This window comes from Methylobacter sp. (assembly GCF_023227905.1).
GTDB lineage: Bacteria > Pseudomonadota > Gammaproteobacteria > Methylococcales > Methylomonadaceae > Methylobacter_A.
This window is the reverse complement of sequence record NZ_JALOCF010000037.1, coordinates 1-19,821: the sequence shown is the minus strand read 5'-3', so window position 1 is coordinate 19,821 and position 19,821 is coordinate 1. Positions and strand designations below refer to the sequence as shown.

Genomic DNA, 19,821 nt, shown 5'->3' with positions numbered 1-19,821 from the left:
CATATTCAATATTATTACAAAATGAAATTCAGCAAATCATTAATAAGAAAATTCCCTAGAAAAATTAATTATTCAACAGCCTTAGGTATTTTGCTAAGCATCATACTATTCATTTTCATTATTATATTTGCTGCAAATGATCCATCGTCTTTTATCAATTTGACAGGACTTGTGATTGTTATTGGCGGCACGGCGGCCGCTATTTTTTTGAGCTATCCCTTAAGAGACATTAAACATAGCCTGAAATCGCTTAAGCTCATTTTCTTTTATGAAAGCTTAAATCCTCAAAAGGAAGCCGACGAAATTATTGCAGTTTCCAGGATGTGGTTTAACAAGGACAAGCACGCCATTGAAAATATTATCGAGACCATCAACAACCCGTATTTAAAAACCGGCTTTCAGCTTGTCGTAGACCATACGCCGATTGAAGATATTTTATCGCTACTTAAATGGCGCATTGCCCGCTTGAGAGCCAAAGAAAAAGCCGAAGCCAATATTTTTTATAGCCTAGCCGCTTACTCCCCTGCATTCGGCATGCTTGGCACCCTGATTGCCATGATGAACATGTTACAAATCATTGAGCTTAAAGATATTGCAGGCATTAGTTACAGCATGGGAACCGCCTTGATCACAACATTTTACGGCCTCATCATGGCCAACCTTATCTTTAATCCTATTGCTATAAAATTAGAGAGACGCACCGAACAACGCATTATGATAATGAGCATGGTCATGGAGGGCATTACGCTAATAGCAGATCGCCGTAGTCCGTCATTTGTAAGAGAAACACTCAAATCATTCATTATGCACTATGACAATGAATTAAAAGACTAAAGAACTCACGCACTTATCAATCCGCCTGATGCGTCTTCAATAATCTGATTACATATTGCAAATGAATAAACATCCATTTTTAAAGTTACAGTCGTCTCAGTCTTTAGAGGATTTACTGGCCCAACCAAGCACTCGCAACTCACAAAACTGGCTACTAACTTATCTGGATGTATTTGTGCTTATCGTCATGCTGGTGATCACATTGATTACAATAAGCAATATAAATACGGAGCATCAAGCAGACGCTGATAAACCACAAGCAGTTAAAGCAAAGAAAAATCCTGCCGCAACATGCTTGCCTGTAGCCACATCTGCCGTTGCAACTGCCCCTTCTCCGGTTGTTAAAGATGAACATGTACAAGAAATTGTACCTACTGAAAATAAAGCTAAGATCAACCCCGACATATCTAACGCCAAAACCGGTTCTATTGAAAACAATAGCATTCTTCCTGCACTTGCCACGGCGCCGGAAAATAAAGTTACGCCTGAAACCACAACAGACTCCATCGCCAAATCAATTGACAGCAAACAAACTGCCGTCAATTCAATAGAAGAAAACGAACTGCAACAACAACTAACGAAAACAGTTGCTGAATTTGGTCTTGATAAAACCGTCAATATAAAAGTTGCCCAAGGCTACGCGCAGCTTGAAATTCAGGATAACGTATTGTTTAAATCCTCAGAAGCAGACCTGACTGCTTCCGGCGGAGCCTTGATAAAGCGCCTTATACCTTTATTAAAACAATCGGTAGGCTTAATTCTGATTGAAGGGCATACAGACAACATCCCCATCAAGACAGCCCAGTTCCCTTCTAACTGGGAGCTGGGCGCTTTAAGAGCCACCAGCGTTCTACATTTCCTGGTCCTGCAACAACTGGACAGTAACCGCTTGCGTGCCATCACTTACGCCGACACCATGCCCATTGCCGACAACTCAACGCCGGAAGGAAGAGAAAAAAATCGGCGCGTTAATATTTTAATAAAATTCTCAGAATAATAATTTTAATTATTATCTTGAAGCCATCTCTCCGATTATTTAACAAGCATGTGCCGGTGCTGTATTATAAAGCCTTAACAACCGTTTACTTTTGCCTTTATAGTCAAAAGAGGCGACATCTTTGAATAATAAATGATCGGGGAAATTAATGACTGTTGCTGTTGATGAATTTAAAAAAGCTATGCAACTATGGGCCAGCGGTGTCACCGTTGTTACGACTCATTCTGAGAAATTCGGTCTTCAGGGGATGACAGTGACCGCATTCTCAAGCGTTTCGATTAATCCACCACAAGTATTGGTTTGTATTAATGAGTCTGCTGACACCGGCATGGGAATTCAAGAGAGCCAGCGCTTCGCTGTTAATGTTTTAAGTGCAACTCAACAAGATGTTTCTAACCAATTTGCCGGCGGCAGCAGTCAACAACAACGGTTTGAAAATACACCATGGACAATGGGCATTACAGATATCCCTATACTAGACAACAGCATCATGTCCCTGGAATGTAAAGTCATAGATAAAGTTTTTGCCGGTACCCATTGGATTATAATAGGTGAAGTACAAGAGAGCGTCTGTCGAGCAGGTGTTCCTCTTTTATATTTTCAAGGCGCTTACCAGCAACTTCTGATTCAGCCATAATTCCTGACTAAAGTTAACTTGACGCCTTTCACATTGCATACTGAATCAATAAATCGGCATAAGTTTTGAAATAGTTCTCCCTCGGTTAAGGCTTTTTTGATATTAGCATCTTAACCACTACAGAATTATCTTTGAACCTAGTTAAAATATTTTGCTCTGCTCACATCTTAATGCTATTATCTGACGTAATTAAAGTTTGAGCCGGCTTTATTTTGAAGCTGGGATTTGTAACGCCAACAAAAATTGGCGAATTTTTTAAGTAAGAGTGTGATATGTCAGAGCAAGTTGTAGGTACCGTTAAATGGTTCAATGATGAAAAAGGTTTTGGATTTATTGAACAAGAAGGTGGCAAAGATGTTTTTGTTCACCATAGTGCAATTAACGGCACCGGTCGCAAGACCTTAAGGGAAGGCCAAAAAGTTACCATGGAAGTAACACAAGGCCAAAAAGGTCCACAAGCCGAGAATGTAACCCCAGCGTAACAAACTCATAAAAACTTGACCCGGAAGTTGATTGGCTTTTGGGTCAAGTTCGTATTTAGTCTCGAGGTCATGGATTAAAATAGTAATCCCATGAAATACGCGACTACCTTATAAGAAGCCTTTTCAAATGGAAAATTTATTGCATTTGAGCCGCTAGCCTCATCTCCAAGCATAATACCTCTGCTGTATATCTGCCGCATACTTTCTGTATTTCTTTATCTGAAGCCGTTAAGTACACTAACGTTTTGATAAAACGCCTCTCTCCTTGTTTTTTAGATATCTCTATTTCCATTTCTCAGAGCTATCAATAAATACACCATGAAAGTAATTTATATTCGGTCTTGTACATGGATTTTATGAATTCGACTAATCAGATTAAATTCTTTTCAAATATCCAGCGCTTCATTATCGCTAAGATGTCTCCTTAGATTTATAAACAATAGAACTTAGTAACCATCACAAGGCCGCTCTATATACTTACGTTCGACAACTCATCATTAACTGTCTCTAGTACTTTTGCTAACAAATCCTTTTGTCCAGTTTGAAAGCTTGCTGCATCAACTTCCCTGCGCAACCAGGTAAACTGGCGTTTGGCCAGTTGCCGGGTGGCAACAATGGCTTTTTCGATCATTGTTTCAAGATCATATTCACCTTGCAGATAAGACCAAGCTTGTCGGTAACCTACAGCTCTGACCGAGGGCATTTTTTCAGTCAGATCACCACGCTGATACAGCGCCACCACTTCGTCAATAAAGCCCTGTTCCAGCATTTGCTTGAAGCGCCGAGCGATGATGTCATGCAAAATGGCGCGATCTTGCGGAGCGATAATCAGCTTTATTCGTTGGTAAGGAATATCTTGCGCCTGAGCTTCGATGAAAAAAGAAGTTAACGGCTTACCGCTGATTTCGTAGACTTCCAGGGCGCGCTGTATACGTTGCGGATCATTGGAGTGAATTCTCGCCGCCGATTCGGGATCTACCTTAGCAAGCCTTTGGTGCAAAGCTTCTTTGCCCAACTTCTCCAAGTCTTGATCGAGTTTGGCTCTGATGTCGGCGTCGGCTTCCGGCAATTTAGCAAGACCACTATTCAAGGCATTAAAATACAGCATGGTACCGCCGACTAGTATCGGAATTTTCCCCCGACTGGTTATGTCGCCCATTATATTTAGTGCCTGCCTCCTGAACTTTCCGGTAGAAAATGATTCGGCAGGATCGAGTATATCTATTAAATGATGCGGAATACCGCCTCTTTCTTCCTGCGTGGGTTTGGCAGTGCCTATGTCCATGCCTTTAAACACAAGCGCTGAATCAACGCTGATGATTTCGCCGTTGAGCGCTTGGGCGAGCTGCACGGAAAGAGCGGTTTTTCCTGAGGCGGTAGGCCCCATCAGAAAAATGGCGTGAGGCTTGGGCTTATCTTGCATAGTTTTGAATGTCTTAATGTAAAGGCGAATATCCAGAAGATCGCATCTAAGAATGTAAATTTATTGACCGCGCAAAAAGAATTTATCGAGATCATTAGTCGACAATTCTACCCAAGTGGGTCTGCCATGATTGCACTGCCCTATTCTTTCGGTCTGTTCCATATCCCGCAACAACGCGTTCATTTCGTCAATAGTCAAACGGCGATGCGCACGGACGGCACTATGACAGGCTACCGTGGCTAATATTTCATTGGATTTTTCCTGTATCCGCTGACTCATGCCGTGCTCGGTAATGTCGGCCAGCACATCGCGAATCAGGGTTTCCATATCGATATTATTCAATAAGATGGGTATAGAGCGGAGGACAATAGTTTCCGGGCCGGAACGGTTGATTTCAAAACCCAAAGTATTGAAAAATTCATGCTCCTGTTCGGCTAAATCCGCTTCCGCCGCACTGACTTTTATTTTAATCGGCAGCAATAAGGGCTGACTGGGCACTGCGCCGTTTTGATATTGCTGTTTTAATCGCTCATAGGTAATCCGTTCGTGCGCCGCATGAGCATCGACCAGAATGATCCCGGTAGGCGTTTCGGACAGGATGTAGATATTGTGCAGATGCGCAATGGCGTGACCCAAGGGCTTTGCTTCCGATTGCATCGGTTGCACTACAGGCTCAGGCTTTGGATACAGCGAAGCATAAGCTTGCATGGATTCTTCTACCTGCATAGGCAATGAGGCTTGCTGCGGCGGCCTTGGACTGTAGACTATCTTTTCACCAAAGCCGGGCATTAATGATTGTTGGCTTACACTATCGATTAGCCAGCCTGCATTGTTTGGCTTGGCATCCAAATCAGATTGTGTTTGCAGCGATGGTTCAGACACCGCTTGCTGGATTGCGTTGCGTCCCGGCCTTAAATCAGCAAGCGACCGGTGCAAGGCAGAAAACAGGAAATCATGCACCAGACGGCCTTCCCTGAACCTGACTTCAAGCTTTGCCGGATGTGCATTGACATCAACCAGTGTGGGATCGAGCGTCAGGTATAAAACAAAAACCGGATGCCGCCCATGAAACAACACATCCTGATAAGCCTGTTTAACGGCATGAGAAACCAGCTTATCCTTGACCAACCTGCCATTGACATAGAAGAACTGCATATCCTGCTGGCTGCGGGAAAAGGTCGGCAACCCAACCCAACCACTTAAATGCAGGTCCGACGCTGCAAAATCGATTTTTACTGAATTTTCGATAAAAGAAGAGCCGCAAATACCGGCAATTCTTCGCTCTTGCTCGCTATCCGTTGCAGCAGGCTTCAGATTGAGCATTTCCTTTTGGTTGTGCGAAAGAGTAAAACCGATATCAAAACGGCTCAGCGCCATACGCTGAATCAAGGTTTCTATATGGGCAAATTCGGTTTTTTCAGTTTTTAAAAACTTGCGTCTGGCGGGGGTGTTGTAAAACAGGTCGCGCACATCAACCGTGGTACCTTGAGGATGCGGGTCAGGCTGCGGATCAAAATCCTGCTCTGAACCGTCAGCGTTAACGCGCCAAGCGCAATCGGCGTTGCTAATCCGTGAAATCAGCGTAAGCCTTGAAACGGAACTGATACTGGGCAAGGCTTCACCTCGAAAACCCATGCTGACCACCTGCTCAAGATCTTTCAAGCTGGCAATCTTACTGGTCGCATGCCGGGACAAGGCCAGAGGCAAATCTTCTTTGACGATACCGCAGCCGTTATCCCGGATTTTAATCATCCTTGCGCCGCCTTGCTCTATCTCGATATTGACTTGACTGGCTCCCGCATCAAAGCAGTTTTCAACCAGCTCTTTAACCACGGACGAGGGTCTTTCGACCACTTCGCCCGCGGCGATCTGGTTAACAAGTTGAATGGGGAGTGAATGAATACGCATCAGCATGCCTAAAGCAAAGAACGTATTTTATATGACTGGGCTAATTATTCACACTTTACTTATAGCTTGCGACAATAGCACCTTAACTTTAACTCCAGCCCTTACATTTCTAAAGCCGCGACATTGCTTTCTGCAACAATGTCTTTACTGAAATAACTGCGCACGCCATTAAAGATAGCGTCGGCTATTTTCAATTGGTGTGCGGTATTGACTAACTTAAGCTCTTCCGATGGATTAGAGATAAATGCCGTTTCCACCAAAATAGACGGCACATCCGGCGACTTCAATACCAGAAACCCGGCTTTCTGCACTGAGGCATAGTGCAACTCACCGATATCTTCGAAATTTTTCAATACCTTCCTGGCAACTTTCACACTGGCATCTTGTGTAGCGGTCTGTGACAAATCCAGCAATACTGAAGCTAGCACATCTTCTTTGTCATTAAGACTGACGCCGCCAACCAGGTCTGATGCGTTCTCACTGTTCGCCAGCCATCGCGCGGCCTCACTGGTTGCACCTTTGTTGGACAAGGTAAACACCGAAGCGCCTTTGACTGTTGAATTCTGAAAGGCATCAGCATGAATTGAGATAAACAAATCGGCCTTGGCCGCCCTGGCGATTTGCATTCTTTTTCTAAGATCCACGAAATAGTCGCCTTTGCGGACCAATACAGCCTTCATGCCGGGTTGTTTATTGATTAAATCTGCAAGTTTTTTGGCAATCGCAAGCGTAACCTTTTTTTCCTCGGTACCATTTTGCCCATGCGCACCAGGATCATCGCCACCGTGCCCCGCATCAACCGCAACAACGATGTCTTTACTTCGTTTGGCAACTTTGGTCGGTTCAACCGGATTGGTTACGCTGTTTTTTGTTACTGTCTTTTGGAATCCTTTAACCGTTTTTTCCGCAATAGCTTTGCTAGCCGTTTTGACAAGAGTCGTTTTATCTTCAGTGGTTTTAATTTCCGGCTTTTTTGCAACTTTCACAGATGTGCCCGGCGCTTTGTCTAACAATTCGATAACCAAGCGATGGCCATTCATGCTATTGGTTCTTAAAGACGTGTTTCTGGGATTAATATCCTTTTTTAAGTCAACGACAATCCTTATCTCGTTTTTATTTTTTGGCGCAACGCGTACTTGGGAGAACAGCGGGTGAGAGGGTGCCGGCTGGCTTAATGCCTGCTTTATATTGGTATTGCGCATATCAATCACTAACCGCGACGGGTTCTTCATCAAGAAAACCCGGTGTTCAGGCGCGGATGTTACATCAAACAGCATTTGAGTTTGATCAGGCGTATTCCAATAACGCAATGCACTGATATTGATCTGCTCCGCATAAACGGGCACAGCCAATAACTGCAACCCAATAACAAACAAGACCTTCCAGTATCTTCCCATCGACCTAACTCACAAAGTGACAATCTAGATGAGATTATAGCAGTATGTATTTGTTTTTCTACGGCAGTTAGAACTATTTTTTAACTATAGGTAATCATACGTACTCTATTGACCTGCCAGATCCATCCACAACCAAAGAGATAACCTTATCCGGCTCAGGCAAAAAGCCCTTGCCCATATCCGGCCACTCGATAAAACAGATGCAATCCTGGTCGAAATAATCTCTTATTCCTATCCATTCAAGCTCTTCTGGATCTGCGACCCGGTACAAGTCAAAATGGAAGATCTTGCGATCGCCTACCGTATATTCTTCCACCAGCGTATAGGTCGGGCTTTTAACCGAGCCTGTGTAACCTGCCGCCCTGAGTAAACCTCTGACCAGCGTTGTTTTTCCTGCGCCTAAGTCGCCATGCAAGAATATCAGGCATTTTGATGGCAATTCCGCCCAGAGTTTTGCACCGAATTGCTCTGTTGCTTTTGTGTCTTGTAGATATGTCTTCATTAATTTACCAATTGTCTGAGATAAGGCATTAAATCGCTGGCCAGTAAACCTCTTTCTCCGTCTTTTTCTGCGGCCAAGTCGGCCGCCAGTCCGTGAAGGTAAACCCCTTGTTGCGCCGCAACCCGCAAAGATAAACCTTGGGCCAACAAACCGGCAATCACGCCGGACAAGACATCCCCCATGCCGCCGGATGCCATGCCGGGATTACCGGTATTGGAAACAGCGAGCTGACGTTCGGAGGCAATTAACGTTCCGGCTCCTTTAAGAACGGCAACACCGCCGTAATTCGCCTGAAGAGACAAAGCCGCTGCAAATCGGTCGTGTTGTATGGCGGCTGTGGCACAGTTCAATAGCCGGGCCGCTTCGCCTGGGTGCGGCGTTACAATCCAGTACGGCTTTGCTGTCGGTGCAGCGGCTAAAAGATTCAAACCGTCTGCATCGACCACCGTCGGTTTTCCAGCGCTTATCGCGGCATGAAATAACGCTTTCGCCCAGTCGGTCTGCCTTAACCCCGGCCCGACAACAACAGCATCGACCTTGTCCAACAACGCTGATAACTGCTCTGGAGTTTCTACGCCATGGCACATCAATTCAGGTCTATTCAGGTTCAAAAGCCCCGCATGCTCAGCCCGCGTTGCAATGCTGACCAAGCCTGAACCCACGCGTAAAGCCGCCTCTCCCGCCATTATGGCAGCACCCGAGTAGCCAAGCTCACCGCCTACGATCAGCACATGTCCGCAGTTGCCTTTATGGGCATAGCGGTGTCGACGCGGCAACGGCACTTTGACAACCCGTGTCGCCGTGGCTTCAAGGCCGGCAAACACATCATCAGGCACGCCCAATTGCGCATAATATATCTCTCCGCAATACTCAGCCGCCTGCCCGGTGAACAGGCCTTGTTTTAACCCGATAAACGTAACCGTGCAAATGGCGTTTACCGCGCAGCCCATCGCATTGCCGGTATCGGCGTTTAAACCGGATGGAATATCCACTGCAACGACAGGGGCTGGATGAGCATTGATGACTTGTATTGCTTCGGCGTAAAGCCCGGTTACCGGCCTATCCAAACCGGTACCCAGCAATGCGTCAACCAGCACGTCGGCATTAATCGTCTGCTCATTCTGAAACGGTACAACCGTTCCATGAGCTTCACTGTATTTACGATAAGCGAGCAACGCGGCGTCGCCGTTGAGTTTTTCGGGTTCTGAAACCGCATAAACGCAAACTTTCAGCCCCGTATCCAATGCCAACCTGGCAATAATATAGCCATCGCCCGCGTTATTGCCTGAGCCGCAAAAAACAGCTACAGAGCGGGCATGCGGCCATTGTTTTTTAAGGCGCTGGAAAACTTCATGCCCGGCCCGGCTCATTAATTCAAATCCCGGGATGCCGCGTTCTTGTATGGCGATTCGATCCAATTCCCTGACCTGTGCCGCACGATAGAGTTTTATTGGTAAATTTTGCATGGTATTGTGACGATGTTATTTTCTAAGCACTCAGCAGTAAAAATAGAACACAGATGATACGGATTTAACGGATCAACACTGATAAAATAGACGAAAGGAAAGGGTAAAAGGTGTTTGTTGCCCTTTGCCTTTCGTCCTTCGTCTTTTTTATCCTTCGTGCAGAGCCATCTTTTATAAGCGCATTATATCCTTGTCATCAGTTATGGACATAAACAGTCAAACAATGGCCGCCCTCGCCTCGCAAATTAAACAATGGGGGCAAGAGCTGGGCTTTCAACAGATCGGCATCACCGATGCCGATTTGCCGGAAGCGGAAGCGCATCTGCACCGCTGGCTGAACAATAACTTCCACGGTGAAATGGACTACATGCAGCGCCACGGCCTAAAACGCAGTAGACCCGAGCTATTGCACCCGGGCACCGTACGCATTATTTCCGTGCGCATGGATTACCAGACGGAAGCCACTGCTACGATGCAGCAACAACTGGATGATCCGGCTTCCGCCTATATTTCCCGCTATGCGCTGGGCCGCGATTATCACAAACTGATGCGCAACCGCCTGCAAAAACTGGCCGATAAAATTCAAGCGGAAATCGGCTTTCACCATCCCGAGTCCATGCGGGCTTTTGTCGATAGCGCTCCGGTTCTGGAAAAAGCCCTGGCCGAAAAAGCCGGGTTGGGCTGGATAGGCAAGCATTCGAATGTCATTAACCGTAAAGCCGGATCATGGTTCTTTTTGGGCGAACTATTCACCAACCTGCCGCTACCGGTCGATAGTCCAGCCACAGCGCATTGCGGCCAGTGCCGCGCCTGCCTGGATATTTGCCCAACCCAGGCAATTGTTGCGCCTTATCAGGTTGATGCCAGGCGCTGCGTATCTTACCTGACCATCGAACTGCACGGCTCAATACCTGAAGATTTACGGCCGCTGATCGGCAACCGCATTTATGGCTGCGACGACTGCCAGATCATCTGCCCGTGGAACCGTTTTTCCAAGCCAAGCGGCGAGCAGGATTTCCATCCCAGACATCGGCTTAACACCCGACAATTGCTTGAAGTATTTGCCTGGACTGAAACGGAATTTCTGGCAAAAACCGAAGGCTCGGCGATACGCAGAATCGGACATCAGCGCTGGCTGAGGAATATTGCCGTGGCTTTGGGTAATGCACCTCCATCAGCGATTATTATCGAAGCCCTAAAGCCGATGCTTGATCATGACTCCGACATGGTCAGGGAGCATGTGCGTTGGGCCTTGGCTCAACACAGTAGTGCTGTTTGAAATAACCGAAAAGCGCACACAGTACACATAAGGTAAGTAAGTTCCCCAATCTTGCTAAATAATCGGGATTATTTGTATCATTCTTTTAACGTACACTGATTAGGTATTCAATCATGAAAAAAATATTTTTTATTCTATTGACCCTATTCACTGCATCTGCCCAAGCTGCTGAGGTTTTTAAATGCCATTTGAAATCGGGCAAAACGGTTTATCAATCCACGCCATGCAAATCTTCCGTAAAACAAAAAACCATTGAGATTCAAAAGATTGATCCGCGTAAAGTGGCCGAAGAAGAAGCCAAGCTAAAAGCCTGGAAAGAGGATTTTACCCAGCGCGAAGCGGAAAGACTCAAGGCCGAAAAGGAGCATCAAGCCGAACTGGACAGAAAAGCGTCTGTCGAGGCCTTGAAAAAAAGCGCTGAATATCAGCAACAGCAAGCCATTGAAGCAAAGCGGCAGGCCGATGCACTGGAGCGTCAAAACATGCCGCCATACCTGCAATATCAATTTCCGCCTTACTATCCGGCTTATCCATTGCCCCCTGTTCCTCAATCATACCCTGCTTATCCGCCCATAGCGCCTCAACGGCACCATACTATTATTAAAGAAAGAACCATTAAAGCTCCCCCGCAAACCGAAATAAAGCCGGGAGAAGCCAGATATGCCAATCCTCCCCCTAAAAAATTTATCCATCCATTAAAAGAAGCGCCGTAAAACATCACTTGCTGCCAAAAGCCTTAGATCGTCACTTCAATAACCCTTTATCAATATCGAATATATGAAAGCGCAACCCGGCCAAAAAGCCCCACTATTATCCATTTCCGATTGGGTTCAGGGAACGGAGGTAAATTTTGATCAATTATTAGGCCGAGTTGTACTGGTCGAAGTATTCCAGGTAAATTGCCCGGGCTGTTTTTTATATGCATTGCCTCAGGCGGTAGACTTGCACCGAAAATACTCGGAGCACGGTTTAACGATATTGGGTGTCGCTACCGCGTTTGAGGATTTTGATAAAAACAATCTTGAAAACCTAACCCGACTGGCTGCGCATGGCGAGGTCGTCGGCGAAACATTACGGGTACTCAGCCAGCAAGGCAAGTTAAACGCAGGCCGCCTGCCCTATCAAATTCCTTTCCCGCTAGCGATGGACCGTCTGGTCAGGCATCGCGGCGAGGTGACCGATAACGAGATTGCAGACTTCATACAAAACCGTATTCCCGATTTTGATCGGCAGCCCAAAGCGCATCAACAACAGATCAGGCAGCAAGTACTGAATTATCTTCAGTCTCTGGATTATCACGCAGAAACTTTTGAGCTTTTCGACTTAAAAGGCACTCCTTCGCATATTCTGGTCGATAAACAAGGCGTGCTCAGGGATTGTGCAATTGGCCCTTATCCCAAATTAGAAGCACAGATACAGAGTTTATTACAGGAATAAAAAACGGTTTAAACAGGTTCGGCGAGGCAAACTAACCTACGCTGGAATTAATTAATAGACAGCCATAAAGGATTTATAAAATGCCTATCCATGTCAACATACCCCATCTCTCCAGCCGCAAAACAAAGATCATTGCCACGCTGGGCCCTGCTTCGAATAGCCATGAGGTTATCTCTGATCTTATTAAAGCCGGGGTGGATGTTTTCAGGCTGAACATGTCTCATGGCGAACACGAGAGCCATCAAAAGCTGTACCGGATAATCAGGCAGTCGGCTGAAGCATCGAGTCAGCACATCACCATTTTTGCCGATCTTTGCGGCCCAAAAATCAGAGCCGGGAAATTTGTAAACGGCAGCATTATCATCAACAAGGGCGACCAGGTTGTGGTAACAACCCGCGATATTCTTGGCGATGACAACCTTATTCCGTGCCAGTATCAAGCCCTGGTTGACGACGTCACCGCGGGGGATCGGATTCTGTTCGACGATGGCAAACTCGAAATCAAAGTGCTTAAAAAAGAGGCTCACGACATTACTTGCGAGGTCATTCACGGCGGCGAGCTAAAAAATAACAAAGGCATCAACCTGCCCGGCGTTAATGTATCCTGCCCCTCATTAACCGATAAAGACCGGGCGGATGCCTTATTTGCATTGGATTTGGGCGTTGATTATCTGGCACTGTCCTTCGTAAGAAAGGCCGAAGACATTACCGATCTGCGCCAGCTGATTAACTCAAGCGGTTACGATACCCATATCATTGCCAAAATTGAAAAACCGGAAGCCTTGCTCAACAGCCAGGAAATTATTAGCGCCTCCGATGCGATCATGGTTGCCAGAGGCGATCTGGGCGTAGAGCTGAACCCCGAAGATGTACCGATTGCCCAACACCAGCTTATCAAAAGCGCAAGAGCACTGAATAAGCCGGTTATCGTCGCTACCCAAATGCTCGAATCCATGATAGAAAACTCCAGGCCCACGCGCGCCGAAGTGACCGATGTTTCCAACGCAGTTTATTCTTCTACCGATGCAGTGATGTTGTCGGGCGAAACCGCGTCCGGAAATTTTCCGGTTGAAGCGGTTGATATGATGTCCCGGGTCATCAATCAAACCGAGGCGTTCATGAGGGAACAGGATGTTTTCGGTAAAATGGTGCGCCGGTACAACGACCAAAACCCCCTGCCGTTTGGCGTTGCGGTAGCCGACGCAACTGCGCAGCTCTGCTTTGACCTGAATGCAAAAGCCATCGTCAGCATTACCAGCGGCGGCATGTCCGTGGTTACATTGAGTTCCGCACGGCCTGCTGCACCGCTGATAGCCATCAGTGCCAACAAATGGGTTTGCCAACGAATGAATCTATATTGGGGGGTTATACCGGTCTATGCCGAGGATACAGGCCATGCCCATCCCAACAAACTGGCTCGTCATCATGCAATTGAAGCCGGACTTGCAAACGAGGGCGATAATGTCATTGTTGTTCGGGGCTTTCATCAAGACGACCAGCTGAGCTCGCCGACAATCACCATGATGACGCTTTAATGGTCTACGCTTCGCCGGTTCGCCTATAGCCTGTGCCCTTGCCATCCATAATAAGCAATGTAGGCATAGCAAAGAACCGGGATAAAAAAGGCTTGTTGAATGCCGGCCCAGTCAGCAAAGGCTCCTTGGACAACGGGAAGAATAGCGCCGCCGACAATGGCGGAGCATAAAATCCCCGATCCCTGACCGGTATGCTTGCCCAGGCCGCTAACCGCGAGCGAAAAAATGGTTGGAAACATGATCGAGTTAAACAAGCCGACCGCAAGAATCGCCCACGTCGCAATATGACCGCTGCCGAGCATGGCCATTAAAACCAACGCCGCCGCCATTACCGCGTTAAAGGCTAGCATCTTTCCGGGCTGGATTTTCTGCATGACTGCCGAACCGATAAACCGTCCGACCATAGCCCCGCCCCAATAAAGCGACACATATTTTCCAGCCTCTTGTTTCGCCAATCCGGCAATGGCAGGCTCACCCAGAAAATTGATCAAAAAACTGCCGATGGACACTTCGCCGCCAACATAAACAAAAATGCCGATTGCGCCGAGTACCAGATGCTTGTAATCCCAGGCGCTATCATGAGCATCATCATCTTCACCACCCAAATCCCGGGCTTTGGAAGCTTCAACTTTTGGCAATTTGATCAACGCAAAAACGACCGCAATAAAAAACAAAATCGCGGCAAGCAGCAAATAAGGCGTCTGCACGGCAGCCGCTTGAGCCGCTTGGTAAGCCGATAATTCGTCGGCATTCAGCAGCTTGACTTCATCAGCCGCTTTAACGGCAGTGCCAAGGATAAATAGCGCACCGAAATAAGGGGCGATAGTCGTACCCAGCGAGTTAAACGCCTGGGTCATGGTTAACCGGCTGGAAGCGGTTTCCGGATTACCTAGGATGGTGACATACGGATTTGCAGCGACCTGCAACACGGTGATTCCTGAGGCCAGCACAAAAAAAGCCGCCAGAAATAACGGATAAGAATGCGCGCTTGCGGCCGGATAAAACAGCAGACAGCCAAAACCCGCGATGCTTAACCCGGCGATGATACCGCTCTTGTAACCGATTTTTTCGACCCAATAGCCGCTGGGAATGGAAACGACAAAATAGGCGGCAAAAAAGCAAAACTGAATAAACATGGCCTCGGTGTAATTCAGCGTAAACACCGATTTCAAATGCGGGATCAAAATATCATTCAAACAAGTTATGAAACCCCAGATAAAAAACAGCGAGGTTAATATTGTTAACGAACCTAAATAGGATTTAGAACCGCTTGTCGAATCGGCTGTATTGATCATAAATTTATCGATGTCAGATTAAAAACATAAAAGAACTTTCAATCTCCTGGCTTAAACGTCATTTCCTCAACGTAAAGCTAACTGTTTCATTGCCCACCATCACCTTAAAATCCCCTGGTTCCACAATGCGCTTCAGATCAACGCCAATAAACGACAGATCATGCGGCGTTAAGGTAAAACTTAAACTCTCGGCTTGCCCCGGATTCAGCTCGACTTTCTTAAAGGCTTTGAGTTGCTTGTTGGGCCGAGTCACCGACGCCGCCACGTCATTGATATAAAGCAGTACAGCTTCCTTGCCTTTTAACGTACCGGTGTTTTTGACATTAACGGTGACCTTGATATTTTTACCCATGCTGATTTTGTCTTTTTCGATTTTCAAGCCGTTGGTTTCGAAAGTGGTATAGCTCAAGCCATGCCCAAACGGATACAGCGGGTTATAACTGTTCTGTTCAAACGATTCGATCGGTTTGTAATCGTACGGGGTAATCCCGTTGGTATTTCTCGGATAGGTAATCGGCAGTTTGCCGTTGGGGTTGTAGTCGCCGTACAAAATGTCGGCGATGGCCTCGCCGCCCTCCATGCCCGGCAAGAAACCCAAAATAACGCCCGAAGCCCGTTCTGCAATTGACGTGATAATGCGCGGACGGCCTCCCAAGGTCAGCAAGACCACCGGCTTCCCAGTCGCAAGCGCGGCATTGGCAAGATCGACCTGAGCTTGATCAAGATTCAGCGTCTCAATATTACCCGGGGTTTCGGTATAGGTATGCTCGCCCAGACTGAGCAGGATAACGTCGTGATTTTTGGCTTCATCGACAACCTTTTGAATATCGATAGGTGCATCAAAAGAACCGCCACCCACATAAGTCACTTGGCCGGTCGACTTCTCCTGTATGGCTTCCAGGACGGTCAATTTTTGCTGAGGATATAGTTCCTCAGCAAAACCTTGCCATGTAATAGTCCAGCCGCCGTTCATCACGCTCAACAAGTTGGCGGTAGGCCCGGTTACCAGGATATTGGCGTCCTTTTTTAACGGCAATGTGTTATGGTCGTTTTTGGCAAGAACAATCGATTCCCGTGCAGCTTGCCGATTGGTTTCTATCGCGTCCGCCGTAGCAAAATTGCCTTCAACCTCCAACAGCGGTTTGGGATCGAATAACCCGGCCTGATACTTGACTTTCAGTATCCGGGACACCGCTTCATCGATTCGGGACATCGGCACTTCGCGGGATTTGACCAACTCGATCAGCAAATCATAAAAAGAAAAATCGAACGGCACCATGCTCATATCGATGCCGGCCATCACCGCAATTTTTACCGCTTCTTTTGGGCTAGAGGCCATCTTGTCACGAGTATAAAGACGCTCGATGTCCGCCCAGTCGGACACGGCAATGCCCTTAAAGCCCAGTTCTTTGCGTAAAATCGTGGTCAGATAGTGATGATTGGCATGACCCGGAATACCGTCAACTTCGGACGAATTAACCATCACCGTCGGCGATCCGGCTTTTATGCCCGCTTCAAACGTCGGCAGGAAATATTCGCGGAGTGTTCTTTCGCCAAGCCAGGCCGGTGTCCGGTCTTTGCCGTTAAGCGGGTAGCTGTAACCGACATAGTGTTTCAGGCAGGTGGGCGCTTTATCGGCAGCTGAGAAATCATCGCCCTGATGACCTTTGATATAGGACGTGCCCATTACCGTCGCCAAATGCACATCTTCGCCGAAAGTTTCCCACAAGCGCGGCCAGAGCGGTTGTCTGCCGATATCCATGACCGTTGAAAAGTTCCATTGCTGGCCGGAAGCCCGGACTTCCCTTGCGGTGATTTCGCCTTCCTTGAAAGCCAATTCCGGATTGAATGTCGCCGCCATGCTAATGGCCTGCGGAAACAACACTGAGTTTTGCGTGTAAGTTGCGCCGTGAATGGCGTCAATCCCGTAAATCACCGGAATTTTCAGGCGCGTCCTTGCCGCCGCATCTTGCACGGTGCGCATCATTTTCCGCCATATCTCAATCGACTGCGACTTATTATCGGGCGTAAAAGGCGTATTAAGAATGGAGCCGACATGATGGTTTATTACCGCATCTTCCAACTTGGCCGGATCGATCTGATCCTCTGCGTTTTGCTCCTTTGGAACGCCGATCACCGTGAAGTCAACCTGAGTCATCTGCCCTACTTTTTCCTCAAGCGTCATTTGGGACAGCAGATGCTTAACTTTATTTTCTATTGTCTTGTTGGTTTCTTGTGCACTCACAGAGCGCCCTGCCATCACAGATAGCATGATAATTAAAATAACAGGTAAGGTTTGCAAATTAATACTCTTCATGTGTTGGTTGTTTACGATTCAGCTTACGGCATATGTTTACGCATCAAGTCAGACCCCGCCCGTATTTTAAGCTGCACCGTAATTTTTCTACAAAAACATTGTTGATCTGATTGCGAGGATGCGCTGTTTAACGCTCTCCAGATTAGAAATACAGGAGAGGCAAGGTAGACTTTACTCTGAAAGAATTAATCATTTGACATGTATTCTGTTGCAGCGTAGTTTTTTGATTAGAAAGTGGCACTGAACATTTCACTCATTAACCAGCCCCTTGAGGAGGAGCCGTGAAACCCAAGAATTCTATCTTATTAACCGTAGCTTATAGCGTTTTTTTACTGGTTCCCGCGGTGGCCGTTGCAGATACCGATCCGGCAACGTTTAATGCCGATAAAGAGCGCCAAATAGCAATTGTTCTGGAAAAGGTGCAAACCGCCCAAAGAAATTTAAGCTGTGTGCAAGAAGCTCAAGATCATGCTGCGTTAAAAATCTGTGAAGAGGACTTTAAACAAAAATTTGCTGTTCCAGAAACGGAAGCAAAACAACCATGCCCCGATAAAAAAGTGCAAAAAAGCGTTAAAAGCAAGAAAAAGCAATAGCGCCCGTATTCCGTTTGTGACCGTTGCATCTTAAATCCTTGAAACACCAGCCGTACGCGGCCGGTGTTTTCAGGCCGTATACATTGGCTTGCAGTCATTAAGGCGCAGCCAGCCCTTGACTATGCGGTAAATGATCCAGATGCCGTTAGCAATAAGCACAAACCACCCGATAATGAACATCATCGTGATTGCTCCCAGCACACCCCAAAGCATCCCAAACCAGAAAGTCCTGATTTGCCACCGAAAATGGCTCTCCAAAAATGTTCCGACCACGTCATCCCTTTTGACATAATTCATCACGATTGCCACGATAGCTGTGACGCCTACAAAATAAGACGCAGCATACAAGGCATAAATGACTGTGGTAAGCGTTTTTGCTGATTCTTCGCTTGCTGTGGTTGTTATGTTATTCATCAATTTTTCTCTTTTGGTATTATTTTTATTGTTCGTTCTTTGGAGTGGGAACGATCTTACACTGATTTGTGCTGGTTCCCAATCTCCAGATTGGGAACCAGCATGTAGTGGTCTAATAAAAACGGACAGCTGGTAGGTTGATAAAATAACTCAACCAAAGCAAGGGGAATCCAGCAATAAATCAAAATCGTCGAACGTTTGATGGCAACTTCAAGTTGCAAGTGGTACACATGATTAAAAACCAAGACCTGAGTATTAGCCAGTTTTGCCTGGACATGAGTCTGGATGAAACCGCTGTGCGTCGTTGGTTAAAAACAGGTCAGGGTCGAACAAACAGGACAGCCTGCCGTTGGTAAGGCGCTTACTGCCGACCAGCGGCGAATTCACCAACTGGAAGCTGAAGTTCGTCAATTACGGCGGGATAACAATAGTTTAAAAAGGCTTCCGCCTTCTTTGCGCGAGAACTGAAATGTACTCAGTGGCAGCCAATATGCCAACCAGGACTATCGGGATTAACTGAATCGCTATGCGTTGCAAAGCAGCATGAGCCGTAAAGGCACCTTCCTGAATCTGAAAATGGGGCTCGTTTGGCGGCGAGACTATACAATCCCCAAGAAGAGCAGCTTGCGATATGGCTATGAACGGAAAATGGCAGATGAACAACCCATTTTGCTGTCCGAAAAAACTTGACCACGACATATTACACAGCTATTCATCCATAGGGTGACAGGTATTTTCGTACTTTTCGCACTGCATAGAAAAGACTACCGTGATTTCTTGAATCAAAACAACCCAGCCTCCACGAAGCTGTGAAGGCTGGGCCATCCATTCATAGAGTTACATTTTATCCGGCATAACTTTGACAACCAGACTGTTTTGAACCGATTTAACATCCAACTGGGTCTTGGCCACTTCTATGGCCCGGGCAATGTCCGGCTCTTCATTGACGGTGCCGCGCAGCGTCACGACGCCGTTGACCGTGGTCACCTCAATATTCGAGCCCTTAAGCAGGGGGTCTGTCAGCATCGCCGCCTTTATCCTGGCGGTAATCGCCGCATCGTCGACCGCCTCTCCGGTCGCCGATTCCTGGGCGGCGCCAATCTCCTGCTGGGCCTGGTCTTTCGCCTGGTCGATCTTTTGCTCGGCCGTCTCCGCCGCGCGCTCGACTTTCTCTTCGGCCCGTTCGGCCGTGTCTTTTTGCTGGTCGCAGCCGGCCAGCCCGACAGCAGCGGATAAACAGGCGATGCCAAGCACGTGACGGGCTAATCCGGTTGACGGGGCTTCATGGGGTAGTTTCATCGGTGA

18 protein-coding genes are annotated in these 19,821 nt (G+C 47.1%); 9 read left to right on the top strand and 9 right to left on the bottom strand.

The features are described 5' to 3' along the window. The first annotated feature begins 21 nt into the window (after positions 1 to 21). The 4 genes from M0R47_RS14465 (at position 22) to M0R47_RS14450 (ending at position 2,950) form a co-directional block, all read left to right on the top strand. A complete protein-coding gene (locus tag M0R47_RS14465; protein ID WP_292556062.1) occupies positions 22 to 834 on the top strand; it encodes a MotA/TolQ/ExbB proton channel family protein in 813 nt (270 codons plus the stop codon). A gap of 61 nt (positions 835 to 895) precedes the next feature. Further along, positions 896 to 1,831 (top strand): OmpA family protein, encoded by a 936-nt coding sequence (locus M0R47_RS14460; protein ID WP_292556060.1) that lies wholly within the window; start codon positions 896 to 898, stop codon positions 1,829 to 1,831. A gap of 148 nt (positions 1,832 to 1,979) precedes the next feature. Next, the gene (locus M0R47_RS14455) at positions 1,980 to 2,468 is read left to right on the top strand and encodes a flavin reductase family protein (RefSeq protein WP_292556058.1); all 489 of its coding nucleotides are present in this window, start codon (positions 1,980 to 1,982) and stop codon (positions 2,466 to 2,468) included. A 272-nt stretch (positions 2,469 to 2,740) separates the two neighbouring features. After that, a complete protein-coding gene (locus tag M0R47_RS14450) occupies positions 2,741 to 2,950 on the top strand; it encodes a cold-shock protein (RefSeq protein ID WP_104424840.1) in 210 nt (69 codons plus the stop codon). 469 nt (positions 2,951 to 3,419) lie between these two features. On the opposite strand, the gene miaA is transcribed toward M0R47_RS14450, so the two are convergent. The 5 genes from miaA to M0R47_RS14425 all read right to left on the bottom strand — a co-directional run bounded on the left by miaA (position 3,420) and on the right by M0R47_RS14425 (position 9,646). Next, a complete protein-coding gene (gene miaA / locus M0R47_RS14445) occupies positions 3,420 to 4,373 on the bottom strand; it encodes a tRNA (adenosine(37)-N6)-dimethylallyltransferase MiaA (protein WP_292556055.1) in 954 nt (317 codons plus the stop codon). Positions 4,374 to 4,433: 60 nt separating this feature from the next. After that, the gene (mutL, locus tag M0R47_RS14440; RefSeq protein WP_292556053.1) at positions 4,434 to 6,281 is read right to left on the bottom strand and encodes a DNA mismatch repair endonuclease MutL; all 1,848 of its coding nucleotides are present in this window, start codon (positions 6,279 to 6,281) and stop codon (positions 4,434 to 4,436) included. 101 nt (positions 6,282 to 6,382) lie between these two features. Next, complete coding sequence (locus tag M0R47_RS14435; protein WP_292556051.1) at positions 6,383 to 7,678, bottom strand: N-acetylmuramoyl-L-alanine amidase; 1,296 nt, start codon at positions 7,676 to 7,678, stop codon at positions 6,383 to 6,385. Positions 7,679 to 7,772: 94 nt separating this feature from the next. Beyond that, positions 7,773 to 8,180 carry a tRNA (adenosine(37)-N6)-threonylcarbamoyltransferase complex ATPase subunit type 1 TsaE gene (tsaE, locus tag M0R47_RS14430; RefSeq protein WP_292556049.1) on the bottom strand — a complete coding sequence of 136 codons (408 nt, stop codon included), beginning with the start codon at positions 8,178 to 8,180 and terminating at the stop codon, positions 7,773 to 7,775. After that, positions 8,180 to 9,646 carry an NAD(P)H-hydrate dehydratase gene (locus M0R47_RS14425; protein WP_292556047.1) on the bottom strand — a complete coding sequence of 489 codons (1,467 nt, stop codon included), beginning with the start codon at positions 9,644 to 9,646 and terminating at the stop codon, positions 8,180 to 8,182. Before M0R47_RS14425 ends, tsaE begins: the two co-directional genes overlap by 1 nt. A gap of 202 nt (positions 9,647 to 9,848) precedes the next feature. Between M0R47_RS14425 and queG the strand changes: the two genes are divergently transcribed. From queG to pyk, 4 genes are all read left to right on the top strand, one after another. Then, positions 9,849 to 10,925, top strand: coding sequence for a tRNA epoxyqueuosine(34) reductase QueG (queG, locus tag M0R47_RS14420; protein ID WP_292556045.1), 1,077 nt, complete (start codon positions 9,849 to 9,851; stop codon positions 10,923 to 10,925). Positions 10,926 to 11,038: 113 nt separating this feature from the next. Further along, positions 11,039 to 11,638 carry a DUF4124 domain-containing protein gene (locus M0R47_RS14415; RefSeq protein WP_292556043.1) on the top strand — a complete coding sequence of 200 codons (600 nt, stop codon included), beginning with the start codon at positions 11,039 to 11,041 and terminating at the stop codon, positions 11,636 to 11,638. Between the two features lie 64 nt (positions 11,639 to 11,702). Then, positions 11,703 to 12,362 (top strand): TlpA family protein disulfide reductase, encoded by a 660-nt coding sequence (locus M0R47_RS14410; RefSeq protein ID WP_292556041.1) that lies wholly within the window; start codon positions 11,703 to 11,705, stop codon positions 12,360 to 12,362. Positions 12,363 to 12,442: 80 nt separating this feature from the next. Then, positions 12,443 to 13,897 (top strand): pyruvate kinase, encoded by a 1,455-nt coding sequence (gene pyk, locus M0R47_RS14405; RefSeq protein WP_292556039.1) that lies wholly within the window; start codon positions 12,443 to 12,445, stop codon positions 13,895 to 13,897. A 23-nt stretch (positions 13,898 to 13,920) separates the two neighbouring features. Here the strand turns inward: pyk and fucP are convergent, their stop codons facing one another. After that, on the bottom strand, positions 13,921 to 15,192 hold the full coding sequence (gene fucP, locus M0R47_RS14400; protein WP_292556037.1) for an L-fucose:H+ symporter permease: 1,272 nt from the start codon (positions 15,190 to 15,192) through the stop codon (positions 13,921 to 13,923). 58 nt (positions 15,193 to 15,250) lie between these two features. Further along, the gene (locus tag M0R47_RS14395) at positions 15,251 to 17,437 is read right to left on the bottom strand and encodes a glycoside hydrolase family 3 N-terminal domain-containing protein (RefSeq protein WP_292556035.1); all 2,187 of its coding nucleotides are present in this window, start codon (positions 17,435 to 17,437) and stop codon (positions 15,251 to 15,253) included. A gap of 353 nt (positions 17,438 to 17,790) precedes the next feature. Here M0R47_RS14395 and M0R47_RS14390 point away from each other — a divergent pair, with 353 nt between their 5' ends. Continuing rightward, positions 17,791 to 18,102, top strand: a complete 312-nt coding sequence (locus M0R47_RS14390) for a hypothetical protein (RefSeq protein WP_292556034.1) — start codon at positions 17,791 to 17,793, stop codon at positions 18,100 to 18,102. A 69-nt stretch (positions 18,103 to 18,171) separates the two neighbouring features. On the opposite strand, the gene M0R47_RS14385 is transcribed toward M0R47_RS14390, so the two are convergent. Both M0R47_RS14385 and M0R47_RS14380 read right to left on the bottom strand, forming a co-directional pair. After that, positions 18,172 to 18,516, bottom strand: a complete 345-nt coding sequence (locus M0R47_RS14385) for a hypothetical protein (RefSeq protein ID WP_292556032.1) — start codon at positions 18,514 to 18,516, stop codon at positions 18,172 to 18,174. Positions 18,517 to 19,353: 837 nt separating this feature from the next. Further along, positions 19,354 to 19,821 (bottom strand): BON domain-containing protein (locus tag M0R47_RS14380; RefSeq protein WP_366513226.1); only part of this gene is annotated, 468 nt, incomplete at its 5' end.